Annotated in this window: 12 protein-coding genes and 1 other annotated feature; of the genes, 5 read left to right on the top strand and 7 right to left on the bottom strand. The window is 52.7% G+C overall.

Annotated features, from left to right (window positions below; all coding sequences use genetic code 11):
- Positions 1-37: 37 nt before the first annotated feature.
- From glyQ to H4J77_RS14310, 5 genes are all read left to right on the top strand, one after another.
- Positions 38-985 (top strand): glycine--tRNA ligase subunit alpha, encoded by a 948-nt coding sequence (glyQ, locus tag H4J77_RS14290; protein ID WP_123888024.1) that lies wholly within the window; start codon positions 38-40, stop codon positions 983-985.
- Positions 985-3039 carry a glycine--tRNA ligase subunit beta gene (gene glyS / locus H4J77_RS14295; protein WP_182249083.1) on the top strand — a complete coding sequence of 685 codons (2055 nt, stop codon included), beginning with the start codon at positions 985-987 and terminating at the stop codon, positions 3037-3039. The genes glyQ and glyS overlap by 1 nt, the downstream gene beginning before the upstream one ends.
- A gap of 76 nt (positions 3040-3115) precedes the next feature.
- Positions 3116-3649: a D-glycero-beta-D-manno-heptose 1,7-bisphosphate 7-phosphatase gene (gene gmhB / locus H4J77_RS14300; protein WP_123888026.1), complete on the top strand. Its 534-nt coding sequence runs from the start codon at positions 3116-3118 to the stop codon at positions 3647-3649.
- 3 nt (positions 3650-3652) lie between these two features.
- Positions 3653-4387, top strand: a complete 735-nt coding sequence (locus H4J77_RS14305) for a 1-acyl-sn-glycerol-3-phosphate acyltransferase (protein ID WP_182249085.1) — start codon at positions 3653-3655, stop codon at positions 4385-4387.
- Positions 4388-4462: 75 nt separating this feature from the next.
- Positions 4463-5638, top strand: a complete 1176-nt coding sequence (locus H4J77_RS14310; RefSeq protein ID WP_182249087.1) for a PilT/PilU family type 4a pilus ATPase — start codon at positions 4463-4465, stop codon at positions 5636-5638.
- 741 nt (positions 5639-6379) lie between these two features.
- On the opposite strand, the gene H4J77_RS14315 is transcribed toward H4J77_RS14310, so the two are convergent.
- The 7 genes from H4J77_RS14315 to H4J77_RS14345 all read right to left on the bottom strand — a co-directional run.
- Positions 6380-7602 (bottom strand): IS3 family transposase gene (locus tag H4J77_RS14315; RefSeq protein ID WP_182249089.1). Its coding sequence is split into 2 segments (ribosomal slippage): positions 6380-7317 and positions 7317-7602, totalling 1224 coding nucleotides; the frame shifts between segments, so codons are not numbered across the junction.
- Positions 7208-7324, bottom strand: a sequence feature (AL1L pseudoknot). It overlaps the preceding gene by 117 nt.
- Before the next feature lie 74 nt (positions 7603-7676).
- Positions 7677-8573, bottom strand: a complete 897-nt coding sequence (locus tag H4J77_RS14320; RefSeq protein WP_182249091.1) for a hypothetical protein — start codon at positions 8571-8573, stop codon at positions 7677-7679.
- Between the two features lie 270 nt (positions 8574-8843).
- Entirely contained in the window at positions 8844-10865 is a 2022-nt protein-coding gene (locus tag H4J77_RS14325) for an EAL domain-containing protein (RefSeq protein ID WP_182249093.1), read from the bottom strand.
- Between the two features lie 23 nt (positions 10866-10888).
- Positions 10889-12442, bottom strand: a complete 1554-nt coding sequence (locus H4J77_RS14330; RefSeq protein WP_182249095.1) for a PAS domain-containing methyl-accepting chemotaxis protein — start codon at positions 12440-12442, stop codon at positions 10889-10891.
- 397 nt (positions 12443-12839) lie between these two features.
- A complete protein-coding gene (locus H4J77_RS14335; RefSeq protein ID WP_220469368.1) occupies positions 12840-13577 on the bottom strand; it encodes an alpha/beta fold hydrolase in 738 nt (245 codons plus the stop codon).
- 73 nt (positions 13578-13650) lie between these two features.
- Complete coding sequence (locus H4J77_RS14340; RefSeq protein ID WP_182249103.1) at positions 13651-15060, bottom strand: bifunctional diguanylate cyclase/phosphodiesterase; 1410 nt, start codon at positions 15058-15060, stop codon at positions 13651-13653.
- 19 nt (positions 15061-15079) lie between these two features.
- The coding region (locus tag H4J77_RS14345) for an IS3 family transposase (protein WP_148079639.1) at positions 15080-15187 on the bottom strand (108 nt) is incomplete at its 5' end.

Consider the following 15187-nt stretch of genomic DNA (forward strand, 5'->3'; position numbering starts at 1 on the left):
CCCTTTCTTTATTTCGCAGCCTATCCGGGTGAAACACGTGACTCAGACCAATCCAGCCGTCCACACCTTTCAAGGACTGATCCTTGCCCTGCAAAGCTATTGGGCAGAACGGGGTTGTGTGGTGATGCAACCCTACGACATGGAAATGGGTGCCGGCACCTTCCACACCGCCACCTTCCTGCGCGCCATTGGCCCGGAGAAGTGGAACGCCGCCTATGTGCAGCCCAGCCGCCGCCCGGCTGATGGTCGCTACGGCGAGAATCCCAACCGCCTGCAGCACTACTACCAGTTTCAAGTGGTACTCAAACCGAACCCGGACAACATCCAGGAGCTATACCTGGATTCCCTGCGTCACATCGGCATCGACCCGCTGGTACACGATATCCGCTTTGTCGAAGACAACTGGGAATCCCCTACGCTGGGTGCCTGGGGTCTGGGTTGGGAAGTCTGGCTGAACGGCATGGAAGTGACCCAGTTCACTTACTTCCAGCAGGTCGGTGGCGTCGAGTGCTACCCGGTAACCGGTGAGATCACCTACGGTCTTGAGCGCCTGGCGATGTACCTGCAGGGCGTCGATTCAGTCTACGATCTGGTGTACTCCGATGGCCCGTTCGGCAAGGTCACCTACGGCGATGTGTTCCATCAGAACGAAGTGGAGCAGTCGACCTACAACTTTGAACACGCGAACGTCGATAAGCTGTTTGGCCTGTTCGACTTCTATGAAAGCGAAGCCAACCGGCTGATTGAATTGGCGTTACCGCTGCCAGCCTACGAGATGGTCATCAAGGCATCGCACACTTTCAACCTGCTGGATGCGCGCCGCGCTATCTCGGTAACCGAGCGTCAGCGCTACATTTTACGTGTGCGCTCACTGTCTCGTGCCATCGCCCAGAGTTACCTGCTGGCTCGCGCCCGCCTCGGTTTCCCGATGGCTACCCCCGAATTGCGTGATGAAGTACTGGCCAAGCTGAAGGAGGCCGAATAATGCAGGCTCAGGATTTTCTGGTTGAACTGGGTACCGAAGAGCTGCCGCCCAAGGCGCTGAAAAAGCTCGCCGAGGCCTTTCTTGCAGGTGTTGAAAAAGGGCTGAAAGAAGCCGCTCTGGATTACCGCGCGGCGCGTTACTTTGCGGCGCCGCGTCGTCTGGCCATTCAGGTGGACCAGCTTGCCAGCCAGCAACCCGACCGCAGCAATCAAATGGACGGCCCGCCGGTCCAAGCCGCTTTTGATAAGGACGGCAACCCAACCAAAGCCGCCGAAGGCTTTGCCCGCAAGTGTGGTGTCAGCGTCGCCGAACTGGATCAAAGCGGCCCCAAGCTGCGCTTTGTACAGGCCATACCCGGTCAGCCCGCCGCTGACTTGCTACCTGGCATCGTTGATGCCGCATTGGCCGCGTTGCCGATCCCCAAGCGCATGCGCTGGGCCGATCGCAAAACCGAATTTGTTCGCCCCACCCAATGGCTGGTGATGCTGCTGGGTGAGCAGGTGATCCCCTGTGAGATTCTGGCCCAGAGCGCTGGAAACCAGTCGCGCGGCCATCGCTTCCATCATCCGGACAACATCACCATCAGCTCGCCATCCGCGTATGCCGATGCGCTGCGCAAGACCTATGTGGTTGCCGATTTCGCCGAGCGTCGCGAGCTGATCAGCCAGCGGGTAGCAGAGCTGGCCGCCGAGCAGCAGGGCACCGCAATCGTACCGCCAGATCTGCTGGACGAAGTGACCGCGCTGGTCGAGTGGCCGGTACCTTTGGTGTGCAGCTTTGAAGAGCGATTCCTTGATGTGCCACAGGAAGCTCTGATTTCCACCATGCAGGATAACCAGAAGTACTTCTGCCTGCTGGATGCCAGCGGCAAGCTGCTGCCCCGCTTTATTACCGTCTCTAACCTGGAAAGCAAAGACCCACGGCAGATCATCGAGGGTAACGAGAAAGTCGTGCGCCCGCGCCTGACCGACGCCGAGTTTTTCTTCAAGCAGGATAAAAAGCAGCCGCTGGAAAGCCACAATGAGCGCTTGGCCAATGTGGTATTCCAGGCCGAGTTAGGCAGCGTGTTTGATAAGGCCACCCGCGTCTCTAACCTGGCTGGCTTTATCGCTGAACAGATTGGCGGCGACGAGAGCAAAGCGCAGCGCGCGGGCTTGCTAAGCAAGTGTGATCTCTCGACCGAGATGGTCGGTGAGTTCCCGGAGCTACAAGGTATCGCCGGTTATTACTACGCCAAACACGACGGCGAGGCCGAGGATGTTGCCCTGGCGCTGAACGAACAATACATGCCGCGTGGTGCGGGCGCCGAGCTGCCCAGCACCCTGACCGGGGCCGCTGTCGCGCTGGCTGACAAAATCGATACCCTGGTCGGCATTTTCGGCATCGGCATGCTACCCACCGGTTCCAAGGACCCCTATGCGCTGCGTCGTGCGGCACTGGGTGTGCTGCGTATCCTGATCGAGAAGCAGCTGGAACTGAATCTGAACGCCGCCCTGCAGGTTGCCATTCAACAGTACGGCGAACGGGTAAAAGCCGACGGTCTGATCGCGCTGGTGCAGGACTTCATCTTTGATCGCCTGCGCGCACGTTACGAAGACGAAGGCATCGACGTTGCCGTTTACCAGTCGGTGCGCGCCGTCAGCCCGGTATCGCCGCTGGACTTTGATCAGCGCGTGCAGGCCGTACAGGCTTTCCGCCGCTTACCCGAAGCCGACACCCTGGCCGCTGCCAACAAGCGCGTATCCAACATTCTATCCAAGGCTGACGGCGAGGTTTCTATCGCCATCGACAGCGCGTTGCTGCAGGAAACGGCGGAGCAAGCGCTGGCCAGCGCCGTAGCGGCTGCTGAACAGCACGTCGCGCCGCTAGCAGCTGACCGGCAGTATCAGCAGGCACTCGAGCGCCTGGCAGGGCTGCGCGAGCCTGTGGATGCCTTCTTCGATCAGGTGCTGGTCAACGCCGAAGACCCCGCAGTAAAAGCCAACCGCTACGCGCTGCTGGCACGTTTGCGCGGGTTGTTCCTCGGTGTCGCCGATATATCGCTATTGGGTTGAAGCAGCAACAGGCTACGAGCACTGGGCGGCGATGCGTCCGCTTTGGCTTGTAGCTTGCCGCTAGGAGCTTGCCGCTGTGAAGCTGATCATTCTCGACCGCGACGGTGTCATCAATCAGGATTCCGACGCCTACATCAAGACGCTGGATGAGTGGATTCCCATCCCCGGCTCTATCGCGGCAATGGCGCGCCTTAGCCTGGCTGGCTGGACCGTCGCTGTGGCAACCAATCAGTCGGGAGTAGGCCGCGGCTATTACTCCGAGGCCACCCTGGAAAGCATGCATCAGCGCCTGCGCGAGTTAGTGGCAGAGCAGGGCGGCACGGTAGATCTGATTCGCTATTGCCCGCACACCCCTGAGGCCGGCTGCGACTGCCGCAAACCGGCCCCGGGGTTATTTCGCCAGATTGCCCAATTGCTGCACACTGAACTGACCGGTGTACCGACCGTAGGTGACAGCCTGCGGGATCTCGAAGCGGGCGTTGCCCTTGGCTGCACGCCTTACCTGGTACGTACTGGCAAAGGCGAGAGCACTCAGTACAAAGCGCTGCCCGCAGGCACTCAGGTTTTTGATAACCTGAGCGCCGTTGTCGATCATCTTCTGGAAACCTGAATCATGTCATTGCTGATGCGCCTACGCGTCACCCTGTTCTATCTATTGTTGGCCTCAAGTGCTGGTATCTGGTGCGTTCTGGTCGTGTTTGTCGCCCCTTTTCTCAGTACCCGCTGGCGGATCAAGGTAATTATCGAGTGGTGGACCCGCGCAGCGGTCTGGCTGACCAAGACCATCGTAGGGATCAAGCACGAAGTGATCGGGCGAGAGAATATACCCGACCAGCCGGGCGTGATCTTGTCCAACCATCAAAGCACCTGGGAGACCTTCTTTCTTCCCCAACTGTTTCGCCCGCAAACGCAGCTGATCAAGAAGGAGCTACTCTACGTGCCCTTCTTTGGCTGGGCTTTTGCTCTGGCCAAACCCATCGCGATCGACCGCAGCAAGGCCCGCAACTCACTGCAACAACTGACGCGTATCGGCGGTCAGCGCCTCGCCGAGGGTATATGGATTCTGGTCTTCCCCGAAGGCACCCGCAAAGAGCCTGGAGAGCAGGTCAAGTTCTCTCGCGGCGGAGCCGCACTGGCGTGTGCCAACAACGCGCCCATCGTCCCCATCGCGCACAATGCCGGTGAGTACTGGCCCAAGCACGGCTGGAGCAAGAAGCCAGGCACCATCAAGGTCATGATCGGGCCTGCTATCTATCCTGCGGGTAGCGACCCACGCTCTATTGTCGCAGCCAACAAACAGGCCGAAGCCTGGATCAATGGCGCGTTACAAAGCCTGCGCGACGCCTGAACAGGATATGGTCCATAATGGCGAATCAACGGTCGCCACGGCTACCGATGAACACTAATCTGACGGTGTCTTGCTATGGATATTTATCGCTACCTGAAAGCTCTGGTAGAAAAGGAAGGATCTGATCTGTTCTTCAGCGTCGGCGCTCCGGTCACGCTGAAACGTGAAGGTGATTTTTTTGCGTTTGGCAATCAGCCACTAGGCAGCGGCTCAGTCAAGGAGCTGGCCTATCAGGTCATGAGTGAGAAGCAGATCGAGGAGTTTGAAGAAGAGCAGGAAATGAACCTCGCCGTTGGGCTGCCCAACTACGGTCGCTTTCGTATCAACGTCTACTACCAGCGCAGCGAAGTCGGCATGGTGGTTCGCCACATCAGCCACAAGATTCCACCCTTCGCCGAGCTCGGCCTACCCAAGCAGCTGGAAAAGCTCGCCCTGAAAGATCGCGGTCTGGTGCTGGTGGTTGGCGCTACCGGGTCAGGTAAATCGACTACCCTGGCGGCCATGCTGGACTACCGCAACACCCATCGTGCTGGCCACATTGTTTGCATTGAAGATCCGATAGAGTTTCTGCATAAACACAAGAAAGCCATCGTCGATCAGCGCGAAGTCGGCCTGGACACCAAAAGCTTTGGGCACGCCCTGCGTAACGTACTGCGCGAATCACCCGACGTCATCATGATCGGTGAAATTCGTGACAAGGCGACCATGCAGCACGCTCTGCATTACAGCGAAACCGGTCACCTGGTAGTGTCAACACTGCACGCCACTAACAGCGTGCAGGCCGTTGAGCGCATCGTTAACCTATTTCCGGAAGGGGAGCGCAAGCAAACGCTAAGCGATATCTCGATGAACCTGGCCGGCATCGTGGCCCAACGCTTGGTACCAGGCAAAGAGAAAAAGCGCGTTGCTGCTGTCGAAGTACTCTTACGCACACCCTATATCCGCACGCTGATTGGCCGTGACGAGCTGTCGGAAATAAAGGATTCGATGAACCGGGGTCAGGAGCCGGGTCTACAGAGTTTCGATCAGCATCTTCATGAGCTGGTTACCGCCGGCAGCGTGACGCTGGAAACGGCGCTGCGCTACGCCGACTCACCTACCGATCTCAAGCTGAAATCCAAGTTCAACGACACCCGATCCGAGTCACCGCTCGCCACCGGCGAAGAGGAAAAGCCGACAGCAGCCGAACCAGAGCAACAAGCCGCACCCTCTGGCTTTTCTGATTCCGATCTGACTGACGACTTTCGTTAGACCTCAGCTGACCAGCAGTATAAAAAAACCCCTTAACGCATTTGCCTTAAGGGGTTTTTATTATCGCCGACCGGGTGTAGGTGGGCAAAGTTATGCGACCCTTACCTAACCAAAAATCACGCTTCTAAGCGACTTTGGCCAAAGTTATTTTCCGCTTCGGTCAAAGTAAATCGGCCAAAACCTATGTTCGGTCAAAGTTAAACGACGCAAATCTTGATGCTCATAAAACCCTATATAAACCAGTGCCTTGCGATCCGAAATTGACTTTTTGTCAATACGGTAATTGTAGACCATTGGTAATGCAGTAGAAAGCGTAGGGCCCGGATGAGATTAATGTCGCAACCGGGTTCTCTGACCGTCCGGAGTAACGGGGTAGAACCCGATAGAGATCTTGCCTTTGAAACCGCAAGCTATAATGATCCTATCGCAATGGTTAACCCACGCGAGGGGCTAGCAATGAATGAAGACCACAATTCCGATCCCCCTGGGTTCGAAGCTGTGTATGACGACGACGCCACGACTGATCCTCTAAATAAGTCGACCGAGAAACCTGCTTCCGTAGGCGATCTGAAGGGAAGAATTAAGTCCACCCGCACTGTAAGCATCGAAGAGATGAATAGATCCATCGACGCCGGCTGGTCCGGCGAACACGATAATTAGTCATTGGGAAGACGTTCGAAACCAGGTTTGAGCTGTGCCCAGTGAATCACACCGGGTTTTATGAAGGCCATTCCGTTTAAGTCAGGCGGCCACGGCCTGACCGGTGTGTTGCTGGTAGAAGTTTGCCTCAGCTTCTGCTGGCGGTATATGTCCAATCGATCCAAGAAGGCGCTGATGATTGAACCAGTGAACCCATTTCAAGGTGGCTATTTCTACTGCTTCGCGACTCCGCCATGATTGCCGGTATATCAGTTCCGCCTTGCACAATCCGTTGATGGTCTCAGCCAAAGCGTTGTCGTAGCCGTCTCCTTTGCTACCAACAGAGGGCTCTACTCCAGCCTCCGCGAGACGCTCTGTATAGCGGATGGAGACGTGTTGACTGCCACGGTCACTATGTTGGGTCAGATTATCTGCTCGCCATGGCTGCCGTGCATACAGCGCCTGCTCCAGCGCATCCAGCACAAACTCAGTCTGCATGTTGTTGCTGACGCGCCAGCCAACGATTCTTCGTGCAAAGACATCTATCACGAAGGCCACGTACAGCCAGCCCTGCCACGTTGAAACGTAGGTAAAGTCTGAGACCCACAGCTCGTTTGGGCGACTGGCATGGAATTGGCGATTGACCTTGTCGAGCGGGCACACAAGCTTCCCATCAGGGACCGTAGTACGGATTACCTGGCCGCGGCTAACACCCTGTAACCCAAGCCGGCGCATCAACCTTTGCACCGTGCAACACGCGACGTTGATACGCTCTCGATGTAGCTGCTTCCACACCTTCACGACGCCATAACACTGCATGTTGTCATCCCAGACGCGTAGGATCTCACTACTCAGCAGCTCGTCTTGTCTGGCCCGCATGCTGCGTAGCGCTGGCTGACGAGCTCGAGCTGTATGGCGGTAGTAACCGGACGGAGCGATCTGCACCACTCGACAGACCGCCTCGACTCCATACTGGTCACGATATTCGTCGACGAAGGCGTTCAGGGTTTGTTGCGGCGGTCGAGCTCCGCCTGGGCAAAATAAGCGCTGGCCAAGCGCAGAATCTCGTTCGCCTTGCGCAGTTCACGGTTCTCATGTTTCAGGGCTTTGAGCCGCTCTCGTTCGTCAGTCGTCTGACCAGGCCGTTGGCCGGTATTAGGCTGATGTTTGCGCACCCAGCCATGTAGCGTCTGCGGGACACACCCAATCTTGGACGCGATGGATTCAATGGCTGCCCACTCGGATGGGTAGTCCTTCAAGTTCTCCAGAACCAAGCGCACAGCACGTTCACGGACTTCAGGGGAGTAGCTATTAGATTTAGTCATGCCTCATACTCTCAAGAGTTGAGGCCTCCACCAAACCCCGCGTGATTCATATCCAATGTGGGAACCGGGTCGGATTAAACTCTCGGTTCCATCTCATTAGAGACGAAACTCAGGCACTCCGACAGCTTTGAGAACTCCTTGTACCGGCATACCCAGGCTATTAGTGCACCGTAGCCGACCGAAGTGGCGGCTATACCCAAGCGGCTCTCCCTCACTGCCCTTCGGTTGCGTGCCTCCGCCTGGGCGCGGCTCTCATCCTTGAAACGGGTCGGCATCTGCGCGAACAGAAAAACCGCTATTAAAATGAAGAAAGCGGCCGCGAGGGTCAGCTTTGCAACAATGGACAGGAGACACCGGTAGCTATAGCCATTAGACGTGACCGACGATACGGTAGCGAATCCCACAGCCGATGCGACTCCTAGGAGGGCTGCATACATAGGAACGGGAGACGGAAATTCCAGAAACCATAGCAACAATCCCACGGCGCCGCCCACCATAGGCAAGACGTTGGTGACAATCGCATCGGTAAAGTCAATGTAGATCGTAAGACTGTCGTTGCGATGCATCAGCACCGCCAGGCCCGTTAACAAGGCCAAGAGAACCAGCCCATATTTCCAGATGGGCAGCTCCTCCGCTGGGGAGGCAGCTACTACCGGCTCATACGCTTCTGGTGGCGGGTACGTGACGCCTTCTTCCGCATACTCGTTTTCAACAGAGAGCTCAGGTTGGGTCGCGATCAGGCTGACAGCCTCGTCCCTGGGAAAAGAGGCCTTGTCGGCAGCGTTAGGTTGAGCAAAGGTAGACGCCTTTTTTCGCTGTAATTCCGTTTCAGCAGCAACCATCGCGGATTCATTTTCCTGGGCAGCTCGTTCGCCACGCGCAGCGCTGGCGATTTTTGAAAGCTCGTTGATTCGGCTGCCTATGGCTACGTCGACGCAGTCTCTGTCCAAGCATTGATCGCGGATCTTCAACCATTCGCGTTGGGATGCTCGTAACGCTGCTGTATCTGTCACTAAAGACATCGCATCGGAATATTCTCGGGCCAGCCATTCGTCCAGGTGACCTGTGTAGGAATCTGAGCAGATGGTTTTTTCGACGAAGCTGGTGGCCTTGGCACAATCGAAACTTTGAGCCGAAGCGGGGGCGGCCCATGCTACGATTAACAGTGCGCCGAGGAGGTTCGTAAGGCTATTCTATTTCATTGTACTTTCCATTCTTTAAAGGGGCTTGAAATGATTGTATTACATAAAAGCCTCTTGCCATGGTATCGGTCGACTAAAAAAGTAGCCCTGACCAAGTGTGCAGCCCATGTCAGTTAGTATTCTAGCTTGAGCCGCTGTTTCCACCCCTTCTGCGGTAACAGTAAGACCATATGCCTGAGCAATAGTCATTATTGCTTGAATGACAACCTCTCCATTTCTTTCTTCGATATCATCAATAAAGGACTTATCAATCTTAATCTCATCAACCTCAAGCTTTTTTAAATAGCTTAAGGAGGAGTAACCAGTGCCGAAATCATCAATGCTGATTTTTATTCCTGCCTGTCGTAATCGCTTGAAGTTTTCAGTGGCAATAGCACAGGTGCTAAGTATAGCCCGTTCGGTTATTTCCAACTCAATGAGATCCGGCGGAAGAGAATATTCTTTAAGTATATCTGAAAGATAGTCGAAAATATTGATATCAGAAAAATGCGCTGCGGTAATATTCACCGCGACCGGAATGCAAGCTTGTCCTTCTGAAAGTCTGTCTGAAAGTATTTTTGCGACCGCCCTAAGTACATAAAAATCCAAGATTGAACCCAAACCATTCATCTCTGCAATCGGAACAAACTCCGCGGGAGAAATATGTCCAAGCTCGGCGTGTTTCCATCGTGCCAGAGCTTCATAAGAGCAGGTTTTTCTAGATCCGAGATCAATTTTAGGCTGCAAATAGATATCAATGGAATTATTTTTAAAAGCAGCTTTAAGCTCTTGTTCGATAATTATTCGCCTAAGAGAATCGGCATGGCTTTCTTTCTCATAGAATACGATAGCTCCACCATTTGCTTTCGCATCCTTGAGGGCCACCTCAGACAGCTCTATTGCACGGGATATGCGGCCAGCATCTGCGGGGAAAAGTGCAACTCCTATCTTGGTATCCAAGAGGTGATTTTGATCTGCTAAAGAATATGGTTCAGAAAATACTGCTAGAAGTTCCTCTCCTAGCCTTATTGCATAGGCCTGATCTTCTATTGGAGATATTGCGATGAACTCGTCACCACCTGCTCGAGAAAACAGAGAACCTTTTGGCAGTATCTTTTGAATTCGTGTTGTCACATCAACAAGCACCTGATCCCCAAAATTATATCCATGGCGCTGGTTAATTTGCCCGAAGCGAACCAAATCTAAGTGATAAATGCTATAGTTATTTTCATGATGAGCAAGGCCATTAAATCGTTCCGACAGGGAATCCGCCTTCAATAGACCAGTCAATTGATCATGACTTCTCATGTATTCGGCTTTTAAAATGGCTGCCTCTTTCTCTGAAACATCGATACCTATTCCCTGGAGTTCCTTAGAATCATTTTGCTGGTCTTCTACCTTACGAAAAGACCAGTCCGTAATTACCGTAGGTCCTTTTGTTTTCATTTCGATCTTTATATTAATCTCATATAAATCAGGATCTGAAAACAGCTCATTAAATGATAAAGAGAGGTTCTTGTAGCTTTTGTTAATAACGGTTTTCAATTGAGAACCAACTACCTCCTGATATGGCATACCCAACGCCTTAAGAAAGGAAGTATTGGCAAATGTAATATTAAGCAGCTTATCTATCCGGCAGATAAAATGCTTCTGACTTTCGACTATATCCTTGTATCGTTTTTCAGCCTGATGCAGTTTTTCAATAGCCTGATTGTAATCAGAGAGATCGTGACAGATCCCAACAAAATACGTCTCGCCAGCAAACTCAAACTCCCCAACTGATAGGTGCATCGGAAAGTTTTGGCCCGTTTTTTTTCGGCCTGTAGTTTTTCGCCCTATACCAATTATTTTTGGGCGGCCGCCATTCAAATAATTTGCAATATAACCATCATGAGCATGTCGATCCGGTGCCGGCATAAACATGCTGATATTCTTGCCTACGCACTCAAGGGGCGAATACTCAAATAGTCGCTCCACAGAGGCTGATACCTGTTGGATAATGCCTTTGTGATCGATAACCACCATGGCATCTACGGCTGCGCTCAAAACGGCAGCCAACGCCCCATCCTGTCGTAATGACATGAAATCCTAACTCCTAATGAGGCTTACTTAAATCTCACCACTAACTCATGTAAATCTTGAGCGATCACGCCGATTGCTTCAACACTTCCTGTGGTATCTTCGCCTTTTTTAAGGCTGGAGCGTGCCAAGGTGGAAATATTTTCAACCTGAGCGTTTATCTGATCCGATACTTGAGCCTGTTCTTCTACCGCTGCGGCCATCTGTAACGCCATGTCAGCGATGTCGCTTACAGCGCTTGCAATGCTTGAAAGCGTTCCTTCAGTTTCAAGCATTTTTTGTAAGCCAGACTCCGCTGCGGTCGTACCTTTCTCTGCAATGGCAACAGAACGTTCTGAGCCTTCCAGAAGTGTTTGCAACACAGAGTGAATCTCTTGAGTCGAGTCTTGCGTCCGGCGAGCTAAGTTTCTGACTTCATCCGCCACAACAGCAAAGCCTCGTCCATGCTCGCCCGCGCGAGCCGCCTCGATAGCCGCATTGAGCGCCAGCAGATTGGTCTGGTCGGCAATTTGTTCAATGATTGCCGCAGCAGAAGCAATACTGTGACTCTGCTTTGCCAAATCAGTAACTGACTGGCGAATGCCATCTACGGTGGTTTTAAGCTCTTCAATAGCCTTGCGGGTAGAACCCACAACGGATCTTCCACTGGTAGCTAGCTCTCGCGAGTTCTCAGCCTTTGTGGCTGTCATCTGAACATTCGCAGACACCTCTGCAATGGTGGTGGACATCTCATGAACCGCAGTTGCGACTTGCTCAGTCTCGGCCTGTTGTTTATGCAGCGCCTCCTGTGTTTCATGAGCAATCGCGAGTCCTGATACAGATCGAGCGGTGACCTGGCCAGCAGAGTCTTCTAACCGTGTCAGGATGGCGTCCAGATGGGCTCGCTGAGCCATAACCGCGACTTTGATGCGGCCTTGGTCGGGCGAGTCGTCTGTGTAGCTCTTGGCGGCAAGAGTATCTGTAAAACTTTTTTCCAGAAGCTTGGTAATGGAATTCCGCAAGGCTTTCTCAGCTGTCTCTTTCCAAACGACAGATGCCAGCAGGCTCAGTGAGAGCAGGCCAATCGCCAGGACAGGTAAGCTAAGAATGTGCAGGGTGCCGGCAACGGCGATCATCGCTAATAACAGGATCGTGGCTACTGGGATTTTTTCCCACCACTGCACGATGCCTTTCCCGTCATTGATTCGTTTGTATAACTTGGCCGCGCGCTCAACATCCTCTTTTCTCGGACAAGACCTGACTGACTCATAGCCAACAACCTTTCCGCTCTCGGTCACAGGCGTCACATAAGCACTTACCCAGTAATAGTCACCATTTTTACACCTGTTCTTAACTAAACCCATCCAAGGCCTACCTGCTTTTAAATGCGACCACATATTTTCGTAAGCAGCGGGCGGCATGTCTGGGTGACGAACGATGTTATGCGGCTGCCCAATCAGCTCCTCTCGATCAAAACCACTGACCTCCACAAAGGCCCTATTACAGTGCTTGATGGTGCCGTTTAGGTCGGTGGAAGAAATCAGCTTCTGGCCTGACGGAAATTGGCGCTCATTATTTGTGACCGGTAAATTTTTCCGCATTTTAAGTACTCACAGGGTGGTGGCGAAATGCCATAGCCAAGGCCGCCAAAATAGCCAATATAGAGTGGCAATTCACCTTCTATCGCCCGTTCGTGATGTTCCTTTAGCTTTATTTCCATAAAAGCTGACATAGATCAAGGAACTCGCAGATAAACCAGCCCCTAGCTGACTTTCCAATCTATATGATTTTTTTGGTACACAGATCGTGCTATCAAGAAAGGTCAAGATCGGTTTGCAAGCGCTGACCAACAGCGCCAGCATTGCCAGCATTGCCAGCGTCATAGATGGAAGCAGCATTATAAGTAGATGTTGGGACCGCCATCGACTAGACGTTGTCGATGACAAAAGTAGGCCATTAGTAATTTGGACCCTAGATCGAGTAACAAACAAAGCTTTGCTACCCCATCCAATCTACGATGTGCTGGGACACAAGGTCTGGATGTGTCATGTGGATACAGTGGCCCTGAGTGGGCAGTATCCGTAGTTCACTTTTAGGCATGTGGGCTTCCATGTATCTGCCCACACGTTCATCGGCAAGAGCATCGACACCGCTTTGAAGCAAAAGCGCCGGGTGCCTGTTTTTGGGGAGTAGATCTCGGTAATCGGAAAAAAAGGTAGCACGGGCAAAGGTTTTGGCTATCAATGGATCAGTCGAACAAAAACTATCAGCAAGCTGCCCAATTAATTTGTCAGAATTCCCAATACCCATAACAATGGGTGCCAGGTAGCTTGCCCAGCCGATGTAGTTTCGATCCATTAAACCGACCAACTCCTCCAAGTCCGCTATATCAAAGCCCCCATGGTAGCCAGGCGGCTCGTTGAGGAAGCATGGCGACGGACAAACCATTACCTGACTGGCGAAGCGATCCGGGTCGGCTAGAGCAGCTAACAAGCCAATTGTGCTGCTGACTGAATGGCCGACAAAATGCACTTGCTTGAGATCCATTGCTTCGCAGATCTCATTAACGTCCTGAGCGTGCCCTTCCAATGAGCTGTAGCGTGAGAGACTGAAGGCCGACAGGTCGGACTGGCCTGCGCCGACGTAATCAAAGAGGATTAATGTATAACGGTCGATCAAGCTAGGTACAAGGTATTGCCACATATTCTGATCACAACCGAAACCATGGCCTAGCATAAGCGTCTCCGGTCCTGATCCCATTGTAACCACATTGTTGCGAGCGATAATGCTGTCTCTTGTAAGCATCGTACTAACCTTTGTTACCCGCGGCCCTAGCGGTAAATTTGAATTTATTTTCATATTGCGATTGTTGCCAGGCATCAGTCCAAGCTGACAGATCCACGGCGGGCATAGGCCTGGCGATGTAATAGCCTTGGCCCATTTCGCATCCCAATTCAATGAGGCGCTGACCATGTTGCAACGTTTCCACACCCTCGGCGATAACATCGCATTCGAACGCTTGGGCGAAGCTGATCACGCCTTTCAATATTGCTAGGTCACCTTGGCTCGAGAGCATGTCTTTTACAAAGCTGCGATCAATTTTAAGCACATCCACCGTTAATACCTTGAGATGGCCAAGAGTGGAATAGCCTGTGCCAAAATCATCCAGCGAGATATTTACACCCAAATTTTTACACGCAGCGAGGACTATAGAAACCTGATCTATATCGTTGATCGCATTTGTTTCAAGGACCTCCAGCTCAAGCTGCTGCTTACGCAGCATGGGGAATTTGGCTAGCATTAGAGCAAGCTCTTCAACAAAGGAAGAATGTTGCAGGTGGTAGCCTGCAATGTTAACACTGACGTTGATGTTTCTCCCTTGATCATGCCAGCTCCCCATCTGTGCGAGCGCGGCAGCTATGACCCAACGGCCAAGCTCTACTCCTTGATGACTTTCACTGACGTCAGATAGAAAGCTTGCTGGACCTAAAAGCCCCTGAGTAGGGTGATTCCACCTAATAAGTGCCTCAGCTCCCAATACCTGACCGGTGCGCATATTCACTTTAGGTTGGAAATAAAGCTCGAACTGATGTTCAGCTATGGCAGCCTGAATTTCGGTTGCTTTCTGATGCTGGCCCTTCTGCGCTAGCTCTTTATCCAGGTTGAACATACATACTCGGTTTCGACCGGTTAGCTTGGCCTGATACATAGCTTGGTCCGCCTGGCGAATTAGCTGGTCAGAAGCAATAGGTTCAGTCTGCGGATAAAGTGTGATGCCCGCGCTAGCTGAAATACTGAGAGATAACGAACCTATATGAAAGGGCTGGGAAAGCTGATGAATCAGTCGGTCGAGCGAATCCATTGCTGAGCTGTCACCAAGATTACCCTGCATAATGACAACAAACTCGTCACCGCCGAACCTCGACACAATGTCGTGTGTCCTGAGATTTGCCGCCATCCGTTTAGCTACCAAGCGGAGCAGCTTGTCACCTACGTCATGCCCGTAAGCGTCATTGATTTCCTTGAATCCGTCTAAATCAAGAAACGCAAGGGCGAATGCGTTTTCGCTGGATCTCGAGCTACCCATTTGCTGATTTAAATGGCGAGTCAGGGCTGCTCGGTTAAGAAGCCCAGTCAACTCGTCAGTGTCCGCCAGCGAATGTAGAAGAGACACTTTTTGCTGCAAAAGCTCTTTTGCTGCGGCCAATTCTTTATACATCTGAATCGCCCCCAGTATTCTAGACACTCGCCAGACTCTGGTAATGACGCTTTTCGTACTCGACCGGTGACAGGTCACCACTCGTGCCGTGCCGGCGCCTTGGGTTATAAAACATCTCAATGTAATT

Source organism: Pseudomonas sp. 5Ae-yellow, from assembly GCF_014077575.1.
Classification (GTDB): Bacteria; Pseudomonadota; Gammaproteobacteria; order Pseudomonadales; family Pseudomonadaceae; genus Halopseudomonas; species Halopseudomonas neustonica.